Origin of the sequence: Exiguobacterium sp. S3 (assembly GCF_018617295.1) — a bacterium.
GTDB lineage: Bacteria > Bacillota > Bacilli > Exiguobacteriales > Exiguobacteriaceae > Exiguobacterium > Exiguobacterium profundum.
The window spans coordinates 59344-76874 of record NZ_JACSJW010000006.1 but is presented as its reverse complement, the minus strand read 5'-3'; the positions used below and the strand labels follow the sequence as shown (position 1 = coordinate 76874).

Annotated in this window: 25 protein-coding genes and 1 pseudogene; 20 read left to right on the top strand and 6 right to left on the bottom strand. The window is 45.6% G+C overall.

Going from position 1 to position 17531, the window contains the following annotated elements:
* Window positions 1–49: 49 nt before the first annotated feature.
* Entirely contained in the window at window positions 50–1030 is a 981-nt protein-coding gene (locus KNO65_RS15855; RefSeq protein ID WP_214784942.1) for a LytTR family transcriptional regulator DNA-binding domain-containing protein, read from the bottom strand.
* 133 nt (window positions 1031–1163) lie between these two features.
* Here KNO65_RS15855 and KNO65_RS14055 point away from each other — a divergent pair, with 133 nt between their 5' ends.
* From KNO65_RS14055 to KNO65_RS14045, 3 genes are read left to right on the top strand one after another with little or no spacing between them, the layout of a single operon-like run.
* A complete protein-coding gene (locus tag KNO65_RS14055) occupies window positions 1164–2807 on the top strand; it encodes a DUF2075 domain-containing protein (RefSeq protein ID WP_251131740.1) in 1644 nt (547 codons plus the stop codon).
* Between the two features lie 2 nt (window positions 2808–2809).
* Complete coding sequence (locus tag KNO65_RS14050) at window positions 2810–3118, top strand: nucleotide pyrophosphohydrolase (protein ID WP_074034788.1); 309 nt, start codon at window positions 2810–2812, stop codon at window positions 3116–3118.
* A gap of 14 nt (window positions 3119–3132) precedes the next feature.
* Window positions 3133–3549, top strand: coding sequence for a hypothetical protein (locus tag KNO65_RS14045; RefSeq protein ID WP_214784940.1), 417 nt, complete (start codon window positions 3133–3135; stop codon window positions 3547–3549).
* 73 nt (window positions 3550–3622) lie between these two features.
* On the opposite strand, the gene KNO65_RS14040 is transcribed toward KNO65_RS14045, so the two are convergent.
* Entirely contained in the window at window positions 3623–4198 is a 576-nt protein-coding gene (locus KNO65_RS14040) for a cysteine hydrolase family protein (RefSeq protein WP_214784938.1), read from the bottom strand.
* 145 nt (window positions 4199–4343) lie between these two features.
* On the opposite strand from KNO65_RS14040, the gene KNO65_RS14035 reads away from it, so the two are divergent.
* Both KNO65_RS14035 and KNO65_RS14030 read left to right on the top strand, forming a co-directional pair.
* Window positions 4344–4766: an Lrp/AsnC family transcriptional regulator gene (locus KNO65_RS14035; RefSeq protein ID WP_074034785.1), complete on the top strand. Its 423-nt coding sequence runs from the start codon at window positions 4344–4346 to the stop codon at window positions 4764–4766.
* Between the two features lie 215 nt (window positions 4767–4981).
* Window positions 4982–5344 (top strand): hypothetical protein, encoded by a 363-nt coding sequence (locus KNO65_RS14030; RefSeq protein ID WP_214691554.1) that lies wholly within the window; start codon window positions 4982–4984, stop codon window positions 5342–5344.
* A gap of 6 nt (window positions 5345–5350) precedes the next feature.
* Here the strand turns inward: KNO65_RS14030 and KNO65_RS14025 are convergent, their stop codons facing one another.
* Complete coding sequence (locus KNO65_RS14025) at window positions 5351–5575, bottom strand: hypothetical protein (protein ID WP_078146194.1); 225 nt, start codon at window positions 5573–5575, stop codon at window positions 5351–5353.
* Between the two features lie 156 nt (window positions 5576–5731).
* On the opposite strand from KNO65_RS14025, the gene KNO65_RS14020 reads away from it, so the two are divergent.
* The gene (locus KNO65_RS14020) at window positions 5732–6475 is read left to right on the top strand and encodes a nucleotidyltransferase domain-containing protein (RefSeq protein WP_214784936.1); all 744 of its coding nucleotides are present in this window, start codon (window positions 5732–5734) and stop codon (window positions 6473–6475) included.
* On the opposite strand, the gene KNO65_RS14015 is transcribed toward KNO65_RS14020, so the two are convergent.
* Complete coding sequence (locus KNO65_RS14015; RefSeq protein ID WP_159563421.1) at window positions 6472–6756, bottom strand: hypothetical protein; 285 nt, start codon at window positions 6754–6756, stop codon at window positions 6472–6474. The genes KNO65_RS14020 and KNO65_RS14015 overlap by 4 nt on opposite strands.
* A 73-nt stretch (window positions 6757–6829) precedes the next feature.
* Between KNO65_RS14015 and KNO65_RS14010 the strand changes: the two are divergent.
* Window positions 6830–7870 (top strand): annotated as a pseudogene (locus tag KNO65_RS14010) (flavin monoamine oxidase family protein); the annotation flags it as partial.
* 41 nt (window positions 7871–7911) lie between these two features.
* Here KNO65_RS14010 and KNO65_RS14005 read toward each other — a convergent pair.
* Both KNO65_RS14005 and KNO65_RS14000 read right to left on the bottom strand, forming a co-directional pair.
* Window positions 7912–8343, bottom strand: coding sequence for a MarR family winged helix-turn-helix transcriptional regulator (locus KNO65_RS14005; protein WP_074034775.1), 432 nt, complete (start codon window positions 8341–8343; stop codon window positions 7912–7914).
* A gap of 19 nt (window positions 8344–8362) precedes the next feature.
* A complete protein-coding gene (locus KNO65_RS14000; RefSeq protein WP_214784932.1) occupies window positions 8363–9568 on the bottom strand; it encodes an MFS transporter in 1206 nt (401 codons plus the stop codon).
* Window positions 9569–9730: 162 nt separating this feature from the next.
* Here KNO65_RS14000 and KNO65_RS13995 point away from each other — a divergent pair, with 162 nt between their 5' ends.
* From KNO65_RS13995 to KNO65_RS13935, 13 genes are all read left to right on the top strand, one after another.
* A complete protein-coding gene (locus KNO65_RS13995; protein WP_214758633.1) occupies window positions 9731–10180 on the top strand; it encodes a hypothetical protein in 450 nt (149 codons plus the stop codon).
* Between the two features lie 13 nt (window positions 10181–10193).
* Window positions 10194–10652, top strand: coding sequence for a hypothetical protein (locus tag KNO65_RS13990; RefSeq protein WP_214758634.1), 459 nt, complete (start codon window positions 10194–10196; stop codon window positions 10650–10652).
* Between the two features lie 9 nt (window positions 10653–10661).
* Complete coding sequence (locus tag KNO65_RS13985) at window positions 10662–11165, top strand: hypothetical protein (protein WP_214758635.1); 504 nt, start codon at window positions 10662–10664, stop codon at window positions 11163–11165.
* On the top strand, window positions 11162–11647 hold the full coding sequence (locus tag KNO65_RS13980) for a hypothetical protein (RefSeq protein ID WP_214784930.1): 486 nt from the start codon (window positions 11162–11164) through the stop codon (window positions 11645–11647). The genes KNO65_RS13985 and KNO65_RS13980 overlap by 4 nt, the downstream gene beginning before the upstream one ends.
* Window positions 11622–12104 (top strand): hypothetical protein, encoded by a 483-nt coding sequence (locus KNO65_RS13975; protein ID WP_214784928.1) that lies wholly within the window; start codon window positions 11622–11624, stop codon window positions 12102–12104. Before KNO65_RS13980 ends, KNO65_RS13975 begins: the two co-directional genes overlap by 26 nt.
* Before the next feature lie 103 nt (window positions 12105–12207).
* Window positions 12208–13146, top strand: coding sequence for a DMT family transporter (locus tag KNO65_RS13970; RefSeq protein ID WP_251028370.1), 939 nt, complete (start codon window positions 12208–12210; stop codon window positions 13144–13146).
* Between the two features lie 12 nt (window positions 13147–13158).
* Window positions 13159–13584: a DMT family transporter gene (locus KNO65_RS13965; protein ID WP_214758643.1), complete on the top strand. Its 426-nt coding sequence runs from the start codon at window positions 13159–13161 to the stop codon at window positions 13582–13584.
* Between the two features lie 12 nt (window positions 13585–13596).
* Complete coding sequence (locus KNO65_RS13960) at window positions 13597–14256, top strand: Crp/Fnr family transcriptional regulator (protein WP_214758645.1); 660 nt, start codon at window positions 13597–13599, stop codon at window positions 14254–14256.
* Between the two features lie 11 nt (window positions 14257–14267).
* The gene (locus KNO65_RS13955; protein WP_214758647.1) at window positions 14268–14741 is read left to right on the top strand and encodes a DMT family transporter; all 474 of its coding nucleotides are present in this window, start codon (window positions 14268–14270) and stop codon (window positions 14739–14741) included.
* 457 nt (window positions 14742–15198) lie between these two features.
* Window positions 15199–15657 carry a hypothetical protein gene (locus tag KNO65_RS13950; protein WP_214784926.1) on the top strand — a complete coding sequence of 153 codons (459 nt, stop codon included), beginning with the start codon at window positions 15199–15201 and terminating at the stop codon, window positions 15655–15657.
* A gap of 18 nt (window positions 15658–15675) precedes the next feature.
* Window positions 15676–16470 (top strand): SMI1/KNR4 family protein, encoded by a 795-nt coding sequence (locus KNO65_RS13945; protein WP_214784924.1) that lies wholly within the window; start codon window positions 15676–15678, stop codon window positions 16468–16470.
* 58 nt (window positions 16471–16528) lie between these two features.
* Window positions 16529–17014, top strand: a complete 486-nt coding sequence (locus tag KNO65_RS13940) for a hypothetical protein (protein WP_214784922.1) — start codon at window positions 16529–16531, stop codon at window positions 17012–17014.
* A complete protein-coding gene (locus KNO65_RS13935) occupies window positions 17011–17475 on the top strand; it encodes a hypothetical protein (protein ID WP_214784920.1) in 465 nt (154 codons plus the stop codon). The genes KNO65_RS13940 and KNO65_RS13935 overlap by 4 nt, the downstream gene beginning before the upstream one ends.
* Window positions 17476–17531: the final 56 nt, after the last annotated feature.

The window sequence follows — 17531 nt, the reverse complement described above, 5'->3', positions numbered from 1 at the left end:
ATGGTGCTTATCAGGAGTTGAATGAAGCGAATAGAACTGTGAATGGAGACTATTTGAGCCCCATCATCGTCTTCAATTCTGCCATTTTTGTCTTGGATAACGGAATCGTTGTCTTCTCTGAATCATCCAAGACGAGACTGAAGCTATTTTTCGTATAGGTGATGACTTCGCGGACACGTTGTAAGTTCACGAGATAAGACCGATGGCAGCGGAAGAAACCGTACGGAGTCAAACGCGTCTCGAGCTCATTCATTGTGAAGACGCTCGGGAACTGATCCGATTGACTATGTAAAATCGACTGTCCGTCCTGACTTTCGATGAAGTCGATTTCAGGAGGATCTAGTAAGATGATTTTTTCGTTCACTTTCGTCGGGATTTTCTCGAAACGGACGTGGATGACCTCAGATGAGATGTCTGTCTCATCCTCTTCTTCTGGTTCCACATCTAACAAGCGCAAGTGACGATGGTCAATCCGATAAACGGTCGATGTCATGAAGAGCGCACTCTCCATGTTGCTCGTCAACACGAGGACGGCTTTTTGTCTCGACGTTAATGTCTGTAACGTATCGCGTAAAAGGTGGCGTGTCTCTTGGTCCACGTCTTGGTCAGGTTCTTCAAACACATACAGGTCACGGTCCTGGAGAAGCAGCGCGGCGTACTGTGTGCGTCTGACAAGGGAGCGATTGAGACGGTGGAGGCGATGCTTGCGGTAAGTCGTGAGTTGGAGTTGCTGCATCACCGAGTCGACCGAGTCAGTTGAATCATATAGGCGCTTGGTGAAGCGTAAATACTCCTCGATGGTGAGGCGGTCGTATAAACCGTCCCTTATGGAGAAGAGGGACAGTGTTGAAGTGTGGTCGATGTTCCCGGTATATGTCGAGATTTCCTGACTGATGAGACCGAAGATGATTTCCCGAGAAATCACGCCACAATGAATGGCGGCCAACTCACCTGGTTGGATCGTAAATGAAATGTTTTCGAGAATGAGTGTGTCTTGTTGGCGAACCGAGACGTTTTGGAAAGTAAGCACCGAATCCCTCCCTTTTTAGTGGAATTATACCATTATCTGATTTAGAACTCGGAAAGTGATGCGTAATCATTTAAAAAGATATTGTATGATAAAATGGATATAATTTGAAATCAGAAGAGAGTAGGTCTGTTGTATGGTTAAAGTCGTTCCATTCAAATTCGAAGAAAGTAGTCTACATAGCATCGATGATACAGAAACATATGTGAACTATCCGGTGATTTACATTTTGAACGGAGAGAAAGAAGCATACATTGGTGAAACGGTTCATTTTAAAAAGCGAATGAAGCAACATCTAAAACTTAAACAAATGGAACGGAAACAGCTGAATCAAATTCATCTCGTCAATCATGACAAGTTCAACCGTTCAGCAACATTCCATCTCGAAACAAAGCTCATCAATTATTTTTTAGGAGATGAGAAGTATACACTTCAGAATAAAAGTAAAACTGCGAACGACTTCACGCACAATTACTATAATAAAAATTATTACGACAACGAATTGTTTCCCGAACTCTGGGATGAATTACATCGTAAGGGGCTTGTTCAAAATGAACTTCACGCCATTGAAAACAAGGATATCTTCAAGCTGTCTCCGTTTAAAGAGTTATCTGTCGAACAGTTAGATTTAAAAGAGAAGGTACTCGACTTTTGTGAAACGCAAATGTCGAAAGTGGATCCGAATGCAACATACGGAGATTTATATGTGATTGAAGGGGAAGCAGGTGTAGGGAAGAGTGTTGTCTTGAGCTCAATCTTTAATACAATCCAAGCTCGAACAAAAGACACTAATTCAACACTTCATCAGACAAAAAATTATTTGGTTGTTAATCATGAAGAGATGTTGAAAACGTATAAAGGAATCGCCAAGCAGGTGAAACATCTTAAAGCAGGGGACTTCATAAAACCGACGCCATTATTGAATAAACTGAAAGACGAGAAAGCCGACATTATCTTTGTGGACGAAGCCCACTTGTTGCTGACGAAATCAGATCCCTATAACAATTTCCGGCAAAACAATCATCTCGAAGAGTTGCTGAAGAAAGCCAAAATTGTCATCGCTATTTTTGATCAACATCAAGTATTGAAACTGAAGAGTCACTGGAATTCACTCAAGTTGGATGATTATAAAAAGAAAGCAAGGACAGTAGAGACTTACAAACTAACCAGTCAATTCCGAATGCAAGCAGATGAAGATATGATGAACTGGGTCAACGCATTTAAAGAAAAACGAATCAATCCATTACCGAAATCGAAGCAATATGATTTACGAATATTTGAAACGTTAGAAGAGATGCACCGTACCATCATCGAGCAAGATCGAAGATACGGGTTGAGCCGTGTTGTTTCGACTTTTGACTTTTTACACAAAAAGGACGGAGACACCTATTATGTATATGAGTCGAACGGAAATTATAAAATGCCATGGAATACAACCGGTGGAAAAACGACGTGGGCTGAAAAAGCAGAAACCATCGCCGAAGCCGGCTCTATCTATACGATTCAAGGATTTGATTTGAACTATGTTGGTGTCGTTTTAGGCCCATCCGTATCCTATGATGAGGAGCAGGAAGGTCTAATGATTGATCCGAATTTATATAAAGATACGGGAGCCTATGCTGGAATCGAAGGTATTGAGAATGTTGATTTGGCAAAAGAACAGATTGTCTTGAACTCGATTAACATATTGATGAAGCGTGGCGTCAAAGGCCTCTATCTATATGCATCTGATGAATCGCTACGACGAAAATTATTGAAGTTACAAAGAGAGAGGGTATAAATATGAACGAAGTACAACGATTAATGGATGAGGTCATTAAATTCCGAGATGAGCGCGACTGGGCGTTCCATCATAACCCGAAAGACTTGGCGTTATCGTTATCACTTGAGGCAAGTGAGCTCCTTGAGGTATTCCAATGGGTGTCGAGTGAAGAAGCGCTTGAGACGAAGAAGACGGAGATGGAAGAGGAATTGGCAGATGTGTTGATTTACGCGTTGACGTTCGCTCACGCTGCCGGAATCGATGTTTCGAAAGCAATTGAAGACAAGCTTGTGAAAAACGCAGTGAAATATCCGAGTCCGCAAAAATGACCGAGGAGTTCTATATGAACATTCCATCCGATCGATTTATGATTCCTTGTCATTTAATGGGGCCTCATTTTTCTCCTTGCGCTGCATCAGAGAAAACAGGTATTCAATTTTATAAGCTAACGGAAGTTGGGGAAATTGAGCATATCGGAAAACGTAAAGAAATCGCTAAGGTAGGTCATGCGTCGTTTGAACCACCACTTGAATCTCAGAAAATGGAAAATCCGTATATCGGACTTTTTTGGATGATTGACACTTTGACAGAACATATTGATACCCTTCGCTCTTGTGGAGCCGATGATATCTGGATCGATTTGGGCGTGGTCTCTCACTTAGATGTGAAGTTAGAATTTGAACCAGATTTCTTGATGAAGCTTGCGAACTTAAAGATTCCATTTTTGATTAGTGGATATATAGAAACTGCTGATGAATAAGGGCAGTACGAAAAATATGAGTGACATCTGTATACTTTAAAGCCAGGTTATGAATAAAAAGAAGTACAATCCATCAGGACTGTACTTCTTTTTGTAACACATCCTTCATGACCTCAATTGTCGTTTGAATCGATGCAAATTCTTCATTCAAACTAGCGAGCGACACATCATGGATGACCTCTGCAGGGATCCATGTCCCGCTGATTGATTGTCGGTCGAACGTTGCCGTCGCATCGGAGACAACAATCGGATTGAATCCCAAGTTTCCTGCCATCCGTGCGGTCGTCTCGACACAATGGTTCGTGATTAATCCGGTGATGACAACCTGTGTCGCACCAAGTGATTCGAGTCGTTCCTGTAATTCTGTTCCGATGAAGGCGCTATTCACCTGTTTCGTTAAGATGACATCTTGTTCACGAGGTTGAATGAAGTCTTGGAACAAATGACCATCTTTTTTGAAATAGAAGAGTGAGGTCGGAACGTTCGTGACATGTTGGACATAGATGATCGGTTGATCATGATGTTCCCACGCTTCAATCAACCGTGCGATATTCTCTTCGCATTTTGGATTGTTGCGGTTTCCCCAGCTTGGATCATGAAAGGCTTGTTGGACATCGATGATGAGTAATGGAACGACTGTCGTTTGCATGTTGATTCCCCCTTGAATTGGATACTTCAAGTGTATGCAACGGAGGAATATAGATACATAGAGGTTTTACGGAAGTTTCAGCGAATGACTTTAGAAAGAACGGATTATGTATCGTTTCACTTTAATTTTGAAAGGTGAATGCCAAATGGATGAAATAGATCGCCATATTCTTGAATTGATGCAACAACAAGCCCGGATCTCGATGACCGAATTAGGACGACAAATTGGATTGTCTACGCCTGCTGCGACAGAACGGGTGAAGCGACTCGAAGAACGTGGAGTCATCACAGGCTATCGGGCTGTCATCAATCCTGAAAAGATGGACAAACACGTGACCGCCTTTATTCTTTATGACACCCATCGTTGTGAGGCGTTCCGTGAATTTTGTCGTCAACAGCCGTCCGTGATCGAATGTCATCGCTTAGCCGGGCAGTACAGTTACCTCGTCAAAGTGGTAACGGAAAACGTGCGCACATTAGAGACGTTCATCGACGAATCGATGGAATACGGTCGTCCCTCATCTTTGATAAATCTATCTTCACCAGTATCATTCAGACCCGTTTTATGAAAGCGATGGAGTGACTTTTAACAGTGAGAGTGATTGCGAGCTAGTAAAAGAGAATAGATGAAATTTTTTCAGTACAAATTGATTTTTAATCAAATGAAAAGGAGGGGGACACGATGTCGCACGATGAGCGTTTACGAGAAATAACTAAGGCTCGCCTACTTACGAACCGTATTAATGTCATGTTATCGCTCATTCTTTTGTTAGGGGGATGGATGATGTGGTGGTTTGGAGAGTTCTTTCTCATTCAAGTTCTCTTGGGAATCCTTTTGCTCATTCCACCTCTTTTGATGGTTCATATGTGGAGACGTACCCGAATGTTGCTTCGTTTCAATGAAGCGATGGAATATCAACGTATAGTTTGGTCGGAGTTCATTCTTGCGCTGGTTGTCGTCTGCATATTGATCGGAATTGCAACTACGATCATCCTAACCGAATCATTTAGCTTATCGACTGTTCCACTCCTGGTCATGTTCGTCACGGCCCTGATGTCTAGACACGTTGATCAGCGGATGAAGCAAATCGACCCTGAACATGTGACGTACGCAAATCTCGCTCGATATCAGACGAAACGCAGCTAACCGAAGTCAGCTGCGTTTTGTGTTCGAATCTAATTGTTGTTCGATGTGGTCGAGACGTTCGATTAATACTTGTATCTGCTTCGAACGTTCACGTTCCATGAAGAGTTGCTCGTCTGCTCGTTTCTCAGAACGTGCCACGACATTGCGAATCCACAAAATACCGATGATTAGTACAGCGATTGGAAAAATCGTGAAAATGAGTCCGAATAAAAAGACCATGATGAAGTTCATATACACATACCTCCTTTTCTGCGTCTTCATTATACTTCCAAATATAACCTGTTTGAAAGGGGGAACCGTGGCATTTCAAATCCGACATGCATAAACTAAAAAAGGAGTTCGATACATCATGACGTTTACTACATTTCAACGAGTCGGTACGTATCTATGAAACGGCCGACCCGACTTGGTACGGACGATGCGGGTTATGTCATCAACCAGACGTCCATCCATCATATACAGCCTGAGTTTGAAACTGTCCTTTTTAAAGCAATCGAATTGGTGAAAGAAGCATTCGATGAACAGCTACACAGCATATACCTTTATGGAAGTATCGGGCGCGGGACGGCCGTTGCCGGGCAATCGGATTTAGACTTAACCGTACTCGTTCACGAAGATGTAGATGCGATGGAATTGGTGGAACGGACGGAGCGATTGCTAATGGAGCATTCGGAAGTCATCAAAATCGATTATGATATCGGGCGTCTGGATGTGGCACTGAATCCGGCGAACCGTTTTGAATGGGGCTTTTGGTTACGACATCTCTGTACGTGTGTGGACGGGGAAGATGTCTCGACTCGATTCCCACGCATGAAGCCGGATGATCGTGTGAGTGAGGCGTTGAACCAGGACTTGGTTTCTTCGATTGAAGCGGCCAAGTCGAAATTGCTTCGTGGACAGATGTCACATCTGGAGAAGCGCTCCATCGTGAAGCGCGTCATCCGAGGTTGGTATTTAACAATCAACGTAAAAGATGAGAGTTTTGCGACGACTGTAGAAGCGAGCTTGGCGATTCTACAACTCTATTTCCCGGAAGATCAGCGAGTAGAGCAAGGAGAAGCACTGTTGAGACAAGATGAAATCACAAATCAACAGCTTCTAGACTATTTGAATGAAATCGATTGGATTTAATGATGTCGCTCCTCGATTGGGATATATCCGTTCGGTCGTCTTCGCTTCACGTCTGTGTCAAAGAAGAAATAAGGGACATATAAAGCGCTTGATACGTACATAATGATGACAAATTCGATTGCGGTCGAACATTGAATGAGGTCGAATAAAAATAGAGACCATATGGGATATGAAACGAGACACATCGCCACAGTCATCCGACCCTTAGTTTGAATAAAACGGTACAAAATGCGCATCAATACGATATAAGGGAAGAATAGATAATAGAACATATTTTTCAATTGATGTCGTCCTTTCTTGCATATGTAAAACCATCTAACTCAGTATAATCGAGGAGAGACGGACGACAAAGGAGAATTTACAATGAAATCAATCGCCATCATTGGAGCTGGTGTCAGCGGGCTTTATGCTGCAATCCAACTTCATCAAAAGGGATATGACGTCACCATCTTTGAGGCTCGTGATCGTATTGGTGGTCGTATCTTGACGAAGGACGGTTATGACCTCGGACCGACATGGTATTGGCCGGATACGGAGAAGACCATCTCTAAACTCGTGGATACACTCGGACTCGAGTCATTTGTTCAACATACGACAGGACACATGGTGCTCGAACGTCAAACGACGACCGCACCGGAACGACATGTGTTACCGGAAGAAAGCATCGTCTTATCCAAGCGTTTAGTCGGTGGGATGACGAGTCTGGTGGAAGCTCTGCATGCGAAGTTGCCCGATGACATCGTTCGGCTTGGGCATCGCCTGACCTTGATCGAGCGACAGTCGGACCGAGTCCAACTGACGTTTCAAAATGGTTCGGTGCATCACACGGATGACGTGATCCTTGCGATTCCACCCCGTCTCGTTGCGGAAGTGGCAATTGAACCGGCATTGTCAGCGCAAACGCGAAAAGCGCTCAAAACGACTCCCACATGGATGGCTTCTCAGGCGAAAGCGCTCATCGTATACGAGACACCGTTCTGGCGAGAAGAAGGTCTGTCTGGCTTTGGGATGAGCTGGGTCGGTCCACTTCAAGAGATTCATGACGCTTCTCTGATAGATGGACCAGGTGCGCTGTTCGGACTTTTCCGTCTGTCACCGGGAGAACGGGAAGCGTTAGGAGAAGGACAAGTAAAGACGCGCGTCATCGAACAACTGGAGAAGCTTTATGGTCCGAAAGCGAATGACTTCTTGCGATTTCATTATATGGACTGGTCGACAGAATCAGAGACAGCGACATCTGACGACTTCCTGCCGCTCACGGCATTCCCGGCTTACGGTCCGATTGAGCTCGGAGACCGTCTCCATTTGATTGGTTCGGAGACGGATGCGCAGTTCGGGGGACATATCGAAGGGGCATTGCGGTCGGCGAATCGAATCGTACAAGGGTTGGTATAACGAAAAAGACAAATCGTCCGACTAGCGGCGATTTGTCTTTTTTATTTGAATTTCTGAATCATCAACGCGAGCGAACGGTTGATCATCTTCATCTCGTCATCCTCAAGGACGGAGAACATCTCTTCAGCGAGGCGCTCTTCAATCGCATCGATTTGTTTCGAGTACGCAAGGCCGTTCGGACCGAGCCGGATGAAACTTTCCCGAAGGTTCTCGGGATTCTTTTCCCGCATGACGAAATCGCGTTGCTCGAGCACTTTGAGCACCTGACTGACAGCACTTTTGGAGATGGACATCTTCGTCGCAATCTCTGTCGTCGTCCACGTCTCTTGACGTTTGAAGAGAAGCAACATCTGTTCTTGTTGATAGCTCAGCTCGAACTCGTTCAGTTCCGTGAAATATTTCGTGAACAGCAAGTCGAGCTCATCGATTTGGCGATACATCGTGAGGACTTGTTGCTTTCGTGTTTCATTCAACGTGTCATTCATCCTTTCTTTACGGTGTCCGCCGGAACGTTTCGCTCCGAAGATATAAGAGGACACCACACACTAATCCGATTATACCAAATGCCAATAAGAGCGTTTGAATCGGCACGGATAAGGCAACAAGCACCGATAGGATGGCGAACGCAATCGGTTCAAGTCCTGAGGCGGCGAGCGACATGATGCTCATGACACGGCCGATTTTGTCAGAGTCGCTTTGTTCCTGCATGATGGTGACCGTCGGCAAGTAGACGAGCATGATCATAAACCCGCTCATAGAAGCCGCGACCGCGAGAAGCGGAATCGATTGGACTTGCGTGTAGAGGAAGAAGGCGCCGAGTGTCAGGAATAGGGCGCGGAAGACGAAGCGTCCACGATGAACCGACCGTAACAATAGAATCAGGAAGCTTGCAACAAATGTCCCGACAGCGAGCCCGCCTTCGATGATACTCAAATCAAATGCTGTCCCTCCGACCGCGCCAACGAGAATCGGGATACTCATGATGAGCGGTCCCATGACGAACAAGTTGACGATGGCAATGGCGAACGTCCCACTACGTAACACAGGTGTCTGCGATACGTAACGAATGCCCTCTTTCAAATCAAGGAGTACATCTTTCGCTGAGAGCGGAGCGATCTCGGGAATGTTGTCTTGAATCAGCCGTGGCATGATCAAAATCGCGGAGAGGAAAATCAATGCAGCCGACGTGCCGAAACTGAGACCAAAACTTCCCCACGTCAGTAGGATTCCTGCAAGGAACGGACCGATGACGAACATCAACTCGAGCGACCCTTGGAAAAGGGAGTTTGCCCGTTGCAACTGTTGACCTGATACGATTGAAGGCATAAGTGATGACAGTGCCGGGTAAGACATGCCATCTAAAAGACCAAACAATACGGAGATGATCAAGAGGGCTGTCACCGAATACGCGTCAGCGAAATGGAGCGCAACGACAATTAACATCAACACGCCTTGTCCGATATTTGTTAAGCATAACAAGCGACTCTTTTGGAATCGGTCGGCGAACACACCGCCGAATACCATCATGACCACACGCGGCAACGAGACCGCAGTCAAGATAATCCCGAGAAGTGTTGGTTGCTTCAACACATCGATCGTCAACCAAGAGACGCTCAAGAAGAAAATCGAAAACCCGAGCGTGAGCGTCATTCCAGATAACCAGGTAAACATAAATCGGGAATTGTTCAATAAACCCATGTTAATAACCTCTTACTTTCATTCTTCAACATATAGTTAAGTTAACTAAACTATAAGGCGAGAAGTTCATATCGTCAAGAAACATGACTTTGGTACGAAAATGTAAAATAACGGAACTTTTCTCATGCTCATCCCGTATAGTGGAATAAGAGGTGAATCAAGATGAATAAGCAAGAACGATTACATATGATTAAACAATCAAATCGAAAGCGACTTTTGCAACGACTTTTTCTAGCAATTCCAGCTGCTCTCGCGGTCTACTTTTTAATACGAACGGACGGGAATATTTGGGTTGGGTTCGCCATTATCGGCGGAGTGTTACTTGCGACTCGTTACTTCCTTTCGCATGAAGCAGATGCGATCAGTCAATTGTCGGAGCAAGCACAGGTGAAACGTGTCGTGACACTGCAGTATCATCTGGACTTCCTCTTTATCGCATTGCTAGGACTCGTCAATCCGCTAGCCATTCGAATCATGGAATGGTCTTGGATTCCAGCGGTTCTTATCGGTGGGGCATTGCTTTATATCTTATGGTCTCAAGAGAAGCTCGATCAACAAATCCGCTGGCTCGATCCGGAGCAACCGACACGTCGCGAGATTCGACGATTCTGAAAGGGTGAATGAGATGAACAAACAAGAACGAATCAATACGATTTATCGTTATCAACAGCGTTGGCTTTTGTTGCGCTCGATTCTTGCAATACTAATAGGAGGACTTGTCGTTCTCACGCTTCAGTCTAACGGAGAACCGATGTACACCATCCCGTTAGCGTTCACACTTACGATTATGCTTTACGTCATCGGACGAGAACGTCGCTTCGTTAGAAAGTTGACCAGTGTGGAACAAGCCAAGCGCATCATCGATTGGCAATATGTATCGGAAATGGGACTCCTCGTCTTGTTGGCGATTCTCTTCCCATTCATAGTCCTGATTAATTGGCCGGCATGGTCGCTTTTCGTTGTCTTCTTAGGCGGGGTCATCTTATTGCAAGTCGCACAGAAAAAGCTCGACCGGCAGATGCCGCAGTATGACGAAGAACAGCCGATGCGCCGTGAAATCAAACTCGACTTCGTGAAAGACTGAGGTGATACCGTGGACAAAGCAGAGCGATTTGAAAGAATTGAACAGTTTGAGAAACGATATACTCGTCTCAACATCATCGTGAGCGTAATCATGCTAGGCGTATCCATCTATTTTCTTTCGACATGGAGTCCGTATAGCATTCTTTTACCCGGTGTCGCACTTCTCTATACGACATGGCTTGAATGGAACAAGATGAAACTGCAGCAATCCTTCAATGAATCGACACGCTATCATCGATTGTTGCGGATTGATTTTACTGTCATGTTGATGAGTTTGATATGGTTTTTGATTTTGATTGGGTTGCATTTCAACGGAATCGATATCTTACCGTGGATGAGTTGGACGCTCCTGATTGGCGGGCCGTGTCTCATATTGATTCCACTTTGGATTGATCGAAAACAGTCCGCGCTTGATGAGCACCACGTCACATCAGGCGAGTGGACCCGGGCAAACCGGGAACGTTTGAAACATACGTTAGATGATATTTCAAGGAAAGGTCGTAAAGATTCATGACAAAGATAGAACGGATTCAAGTAATCGGAGGATATCGGCAGTCACGACAAACCCTCCACCTTTGGCTCACGGGAGCCCTTATTTTTTGTAACAGTTTTGTGCTCGGTTTTGATACATGGTGGATATGGGGAATCGGTTCGGTCCTCACGGCTGTCCTACTCATAGGGCTGACGATCAAAGAAGGACGTGTCTTACAGATTTTCACGGTGGGTCGAGGCATCCTACTGACAAAACGCTTATATCGCCTCTATTCCTACTGGATTGGAGCGGTCACAGCAGCGATTCTCTTCAGTCGTCTCCAGATTGCACCTGTCGCATGGGTCATCTTCGGTCTAGGCATCGTCATGTTAGCATGGACGCACGATCAGACCGTGCAACAATTGCGACAAGCCGACCCGGAGCAACCAACACGAGATGAGGTGACAAAGCATTACCGCTCGTATGAAAGGAGTACATATGCTGACGAAAGAAAAGCGAATTGAACAATTGCTGGAGCAGGATGACAGTCATTGGCGTTGGGGGTGGGGCATCGCCATCGCGACAATTGTGATGACGCTCGTGATTGCCACGCAGTCCAAACTCTACGCTCCACTCCTCGTCTTCATCAGTTTCTTTCCGTATCTCTGTTTCGAGTGGCGGAAGACAAAACTGCTCCTGACCTTTAACGAGAATGCGCGGTATCAACGTCTGGTGTATACAGACTTTGGCATCCAGTGGCTCTGCTTCGTGTTGACCATCTGCTTGTTGGCTGCCTATTATGCCGACTCGTTGTCTCCCATCATTGCCATTGCCGGGCTGTTCGGAATCGGTGTGATGTCGATTCTGGCACCGTATGTCATCAATCGACACTTACACTCGCTCGATGCGCATCATGTACGAGGGAAAGAATTGCGTGAAGCGCGCGATCAACGCTTCCGTGAGTCCAAAACGAACCCCTGAGAAGGGTTCGTTTTTTGTTTGAGGACATCGGTCCTTTTCTTCTTTTGTATAGAGGCGTAAGCTGACAATGTACACAGAACCAGTAGAATCGAGGAAGACATTCATGTTAGCTATTTTGATTGGATTGACGATTGGGATTTTATTGCCGATGCAGACGAGTGTCAACTCACGTTTGCGTCAGGTGGTCGGCTCCCCGTTCGTTGCATCTTTTTTATCGTTTACTGTCGGGACGATCTTTTTGTCTTTATTGCTCTTATTGACCGGACAGTCATTCGGATTTGACGGCTCGGTGATTCAGGAAGGTCCGGGTTGGATGTGGATTGGCGGACTGTTAGGGGTCTTGTTCTTAACGGGAAATATTTTGCTGTTCCCAAGACTCGGGAGTGTCCAGACGGTTATCATGCCGATTTTTGGACAGATTTTGATGGGGTTGTTGATTGACCATTTCGGTTGGTTCAATTCTGTAGAACATCCAATTACGGCGCTTCGTTTGTTCGGAGTCGTGCTCGTCTTGTTCGGAGTCATCGGAACGGTCGCTTTATCCGACTGGCTCAATCGCCGAAGGGGCAAGCTGGTCGTCTCCATGGAAACGGACACGGGGAATCTGAACCTGTGGCGACTGTTTGGGATTTTCACTGGGATGATGAGTGCCACGCAAACGGCCATTAACGGCTATTTGGGAACAGTGCTCGAATCGGCTCTGAAAGGGGCATTGGTCTCTTTCGTTGTCGGAACATTGGCGCTCTTACTCATTTTACTCGTCTCACGCCAACCCGTTCCGCTCGGTCAACTGAAAGGTCAACCGTGGTGGATTTGGCTCGGTGGGATCATTGGGGCGCTCTTCATCGGAGGAAACGTCCTCATCGTACCGATTGTCGGGACAGGAATCGCTGTCATCATCGTCATTGTCGGACTGTTATGCGGTAGCTTACTGATTGACCGTTTCGGTTGGTTTGGAGCGAAGAAGAACCCGGTCACTGGTGTGCAAATCATCAGTCTGATTGTCATGGTCATTGGAATTGTATTGATTCGTTTATCTTAAGGGGGGAGAACGATGCGAGGAGTGCTGTTCGCCATGAGCGGGGGATTCTTTCTCACGTTGCAAAGTGTCGCTAACGCCCGAATCAGTTCGCAGATTGGGACGTGGCAAGCGGCGACGTTGACACAATTCACTGGATTCGTCGTTGCGCTCCTCGTCATGCTGGTGCTCCGGGACCGCACGTATGTCGAGATGCGGCACGTGAAGCCGCTCTATTTATCTGGCGGAGCGTTTGCGGCGATTATCTTATTCAGTAATATGACGGCCGTCCATAAACTCGGGGTCACGATGACAATCTCGTTGTTTCTCATTGCGCAACTGACGCTCGCGCTTGTCATCGATTGGCGAGGCTGGTTTGGAATGGTGCGCCGAAACTTGAACGGGATGCAGTTGTTTGGGGTGCTTATGATGATCGCGGGGGTCATCTTATTAAAATGGTAGGGGGAAACGTGCATGGTTGACTCGTATGTGAAGCAATTTGAATTGACTGTCTTACCTGTCGCTGCGCAGAACGAATTGCAGCTCGTCCGACACGAGCCAGGAGACGTCATCTGTACGCAAGGTGATGAAGCAGAGCATCTCCGCTTCTTAGTGAAGGGAAAGATTCGCGTTTCACATACTTCCGCTACCGGGAAGCGCCTCGTCCTCTCCTTCAAATATCCGCTCGATTTGATCGGGGACATCGAATATATTCAGCGTACCCCGTTTTTGAATACGGTCGAGGCGGTCACGTCAGTCGAGATGCTTGTCATTCGCTTCGAGGATTTGGTTCGACATGCCCACCACGATGTTGCGTGGTTACACTATTTATTAGAAGAGATCACAAGAAAATTTGAACGAAAATCTCAATCACTCAGCTTCAACTTGTTTTACCCTGTCGAAGTGCGCTTGGCGAGTTATCTGTTATCGATGACGCCGAATGACCAAACACTCGGCTCGACTGTCGACCAATTGACGGATATCGCTGATTTGATTGGGACGAGTTATCGTCATGTGAATCGGACGCTCCGGCGTTTCGTTGAGGCAGGATTGATTGAACGAAATCGGCGGGTAATCACGCTCGTCGATCGGGAAGGTTTGTTGGAGATTGTCGGGGAGAGCATTTATGAATAGGAGGGAGGCATATGGCGATTGGGATGATGCTTGCTGTCATCGGCGGAATGCTCGTCTGTGTGCAAAACACGTTTAACGCCAACGTCAAGAAGCATGTCGGGGCATGGGCGACGACGACGCTCGTTCTCAGTCTTGGATTTTTAGCATCGCTACTCATCGGTCTGTTTCAGGAAGGTGGTGGCTTGTTCCGAGTAGAGGAGATGGAGACATGGTACTGGTTCAGCGGAATCCTCGGCGTCGGGGTCGTCATGAGTGTGACGCAAGGGGTCGAGCGCCTCGGACCGAGTTATGCCATATCGATCGTCATGGTGTCTCAAATCTTGTTCGCGCTCCTTTGGGATACGTTAGGTTGGTTCGGATTGACGGCCGTCCCGTTCACATGGAAGACAGTCGTCGGGATTGTGTTAATCGTTGGTGGGGTGCTCGTATTTCAATTGAGTGGAAAGGGTAAACCAACTCGCGCGTCGATGAATCGAGCGAGTTAAATGTTAAAAAGAAGTTCCACGTTTTGAACAAGTTTGTCCATGCTGCTGTCGATTCAGTTGAGTATGACAGATCGGGTCCATCACCGTTGACTTCTATTCCGTTGATTGACCAGATGTAACCAAAACTTTTGACTCATTAGGAAAAAAAGGATAAAAAGAACAATTTGACCGAATCTTTTTTTGAAAAGATATGTATAATTTAGAAGAACAGGATAGAAGGGGGTAATGATATGCAACAAGTGATGGACATGGGATGGACAATTCTAAACTTAGGGTTGTTGACGATGATTGGAATCTTTTTATTCCGACTCCTTCGCCGGCATTCAAATTAATCAGCATCTGACAATCGTCAGATGCTTTTTCCTTTTTAATGGGAAAACCTCGAAAGTTTGCTTATAGATTGTTAAGATATAGATATCGGTAAATTGGATGTTTTTTACTGTTGGAGGTGTATAAGGTGTTACGTGAAGAACGAATGGAATACTTGTACGACAAAGCATGGACTAAAAAAGGTCCGCTACTAGTGATCATCATAGGGGTAGTGACAGCGCTTTGGTTAATGTTCAATGATTCAAGAATGAGCCTGTCCCTGTTCATCTTTTGTGCGGCGATGCTCATGCCGCTTCTGGTGGCAACATGGCATAAAATCCAGTTGTTTTTACAGTTCAATGACTCATCCACGTACCAGCGTTTCATCTATTTAAAAGGTATGATTCAGTTTATCCTCTTGATTGGTGTCATATCGACGATGGCGCTCTATGCACTGAAGTATATATCGCTTGATACGTTAAGCCTTGGCTGTGCGATGCTGATTGCGGGTTGCCTCATTATCGAGTCATGGGTCGACTGGAAGATTTTAAAGATTGATGACGAGCACGTGGTCGAGAGTTTGTTGGGACTCGTGAACCGGAAATAAAAAGGAGTGTAGGGTTGAGTGATTGTCTGGAGAGATGAAATTGACCATACGAATACATTGCCGGATCTGACAGAAGAAATCCTGAGAGATGTCGAGTCACGTCTCGGCGTGAAGTTACCGGAAAGTTATATCGAATTGATTCGAACACAAAATGGAGGATTCATCGAGCAACGTGAATTATCCGTGATCCTAAACGGGCTAGACGATTCGATTGTGATTGATTCCATTATGGGCATGAATTTACAAGAAGGACTAGTTGAATCAAAAAACCTTTTGAAAGAGTGGGGCGTTGAGGATGAACGTCTGATTGCATTCACGGGCGATGGACACTATTTCCTCATGTTCGATTATCGCGATGGGGTGACTCCTAAGATTGCTTTGTTAGATACGACGGCTGAAAAAATCGATGTGCTATTCGATTCGTTTGATCAATTCAATGAAGCGCTAAACGTTATCGAGATCGATTCATTCGTGGGAATAAGTGAAGGGGACACGCTGTTAGATTATGCACAAAATCTACTATACAGTGAAGTGACGAGTGAAAAAACATTTGGTGCGAACATTTGGTTAAATTCACTAGACGTTCTCGATGTTAAAGAGTTGGTCGTGGAGCTTCTCACATGGATGGATGACGATACATTGCGCGAGACCGCAATTTCTACGATTCAAAGCACCATCATTTCACGTCGTTTGCGCCAGAAAGAGTTGATTGAGGCATTTTTCAGTTCGTTATTGAAACGTGATGATGCATACAGTAAGCAGTGCTATGAAGAGACGACATTCATCTTAGAGAATGGGATTGAGCCGGATTGAAGCTTAATCTTGGAACGATTCGTAAATATGATTAACGAAAACACATGAGGGGGATTCGATGGTAGACCATGAAGTCAGACTAGAACAGATGTTGAAAGATGATGAAAAACGAAAGAGACAAATGGTGATTCCTTTAATTGGCGTCATGTTGCTCTTCTTTTTATATTTTTGGAAGACAGACATCCTCTTATTGTTACCGATGATTATCGTTGGACAAGTTCCTCTCCTGTATCACGCTTGGCATCGCAAAAAGTTACTCCTTTCATTTAATGAGAACACACGTTACCAACAACTCGTGCGGTCCGAGTTTGCATCTAAATTTGCTCAGCCGCTCCTGCTTCTCATACTGATTGCCAGTGTAGAGCTTGAATGGATTACATTACTTACGTTCATCATCGCAGCTTTTATCGGAATCATAGGCTTGTTGATTTTAAGTGTTCGCTTCGATCGCAAGCTAAAAGAAATCGACCCGTTACACGTGACGGGTGTCGAACTCGGTCATGTCCAGCTGCAACGGAAAAAACGAAAAAGTGAAGCGCGATGAATAAACAAGAGCGTCTCCTCAAAATGGTCGAACAGGATCTCGACGCACGAGGAATCAGCACACTATTTGGCACCATCGGTCTGTTTCTCCTTCTCGTTGTTTCGGTCATAAGAGGTATCACGGTGACGACGGTTGCCTTCTCTTTCCTCGTGACCCAACTGCCGATGCTCTATCAAGCGTGGCGACGGATGAAGATGTTACGTACATTTAACGAAGACGAGGAATACCAACGTCTCGTTCGTCGAGAATTTCAAATCATCGTCGCCATGTTTGGATCACTTGGTGTATTTACTTTCCTCACGTGGTTCGTATTGGATTCGATGCAGGAACTAATCGGTGTCGCATTGATTGGCATCATTCCGCTCCTCATCTTGTACGTGTCGATGGACCGGAAACTACGTGAAGCGGACCCGGAGCACGTGAAGAATCGGGAATTACGACGCGCACATCGTGAACAATAAAACTCAGACCTGACACACGTCAGGGCTGAGTTTTATTATGAGAACATGGAAATGAG

Bases quoted from the DNA above. Each gene is read 5' to 3' on its own strand.
- KNO65_RS13935 (WP_214784920.1), top strand. From the start codon at position 17,011: ATGAATAAACAAGAGCGTCTCCTCAAAATGGTCGAACAGGATCTCGAC.
- KNO65_RS14050 (WP_074034788.1), top strand. From the start codon at position 2,810: ATGAACGAAGTACAACGATTAATGGATGAGGTCATTAAATTCCGAGAT.
- KNO65_RS13940 (WP_214784922.1), top strand. From the start codon at position 16,529: ATGGTAGACCATGAAGTCAGACTAGAACAGATGTTGAAAGATGATGAA.
- KNO65_RS13965 (WP_214758643.1), top strand. From the start codon at position 13,159: ATGCGAGGAGTGCTGTTCGCCATGAGCGGGGGATTCTTTCTCACGTTG.
- KNO65_RS14035 (WP_074034785.1), top strand. From the start codon at position 4,344: ATGGATGAAATAGATCGCCATATTCTTGAATTGATGCAACAACAAGCC.
- KNO65_RS13970 (WP_251028370.1), top strand. From the start codon at position 12,208: ATGTTAGCTATTTTGATTGGATTGACGATTGGGATTTTATTGCCGATG.
- KNO65_RS13975 (WP_214784928.1), top strand. From the start codon at position 11,622: ATGCTGACGAAAGAAAAGCGAATTGAACAATTGCTGGAGCAGGATGAC.
- KNO65_RS14030 (WP_214691554.1), top strand. From the start codon at position 4,982: ATGTGGTGGTTTGGAGAGTTCTTTCTCATTCAAGTTCTCTTGGGAATC.
- KNO65_RS14040 (WP_214784938.1), bottom strand. From the start codon at position 4,198: ATGCAAACGACAGTCGTTCCATTACTCATCATCGATGTCCAACAAGCC.
- KNO65_RS14000 (WP_214784932.1), bottom strand. From the start codon at position 9,568: ATGGGTTTATTGAACAATTCCCGATTTATGTTTACCTGGTTATCTGGA.
- KNO65_RS14025 (WP_078146194.1), bottom strand. From the start codon at position 5,575: ATGAACTTCATCATGGTCTTTTTATTCGGACTCATTTTCACGATTTTT.
- KNO65_RS13960 (WP_214758645.1), top strand. From the start codon at position 13,597: ATGGTTGACTCGTATGTGAAGCAATTTGAATTGACTGTCTTACCTGTC.
- KNO65_RS13980 (WP_214784930.1), top strand. From the start codon at position 11,162: ATGACAAAGATAGAACGGATTCAAGTAATCGGAGGATATCGGCAGTCA.
- KNO65_RS13990 (WP_214758634.1), top strand. From the start codon at position 10,194: ATGAACAAACAAGAACGAATCAATACGATTTATCGTTATCAACAGCGT.
- KNO65_RS14020 (WP_214784936.1), top strand. From the start codon at position 5,732: ATGAAACGGCCGACCCGACTTGGTACGGACGATGCGGGTTATGTCATC.
- KNO65_RS14045 (WP_214784940.1), top strand. From the start codon at position 3,133: ATGAACATTCCATCCGATCGATTTATGATTCCTTGTCATTTAATGGGG.
- KNO65_RS13995 (WP_214758633.1), top strand. From the start codon at position 9,731: ATGAATAAGCAAGAACGATTACATATGATTAAACAATCAAATCGAAAG.
- KNO65_RS13955 (WP_214758647.1), top strand. From the start codon at position 14,268: ATGGCGATTGGGATGATGCTTGCTGTCATCGGCGGAATGCTCGTCTGT.
- KNO65_RS14055 (WP_251131740.1), top strand. From the start codon at position 1,164: ATGGTTAAAGTCGTTCCATTCAAATTCGAAGAAAGTAGTCTACATAGC.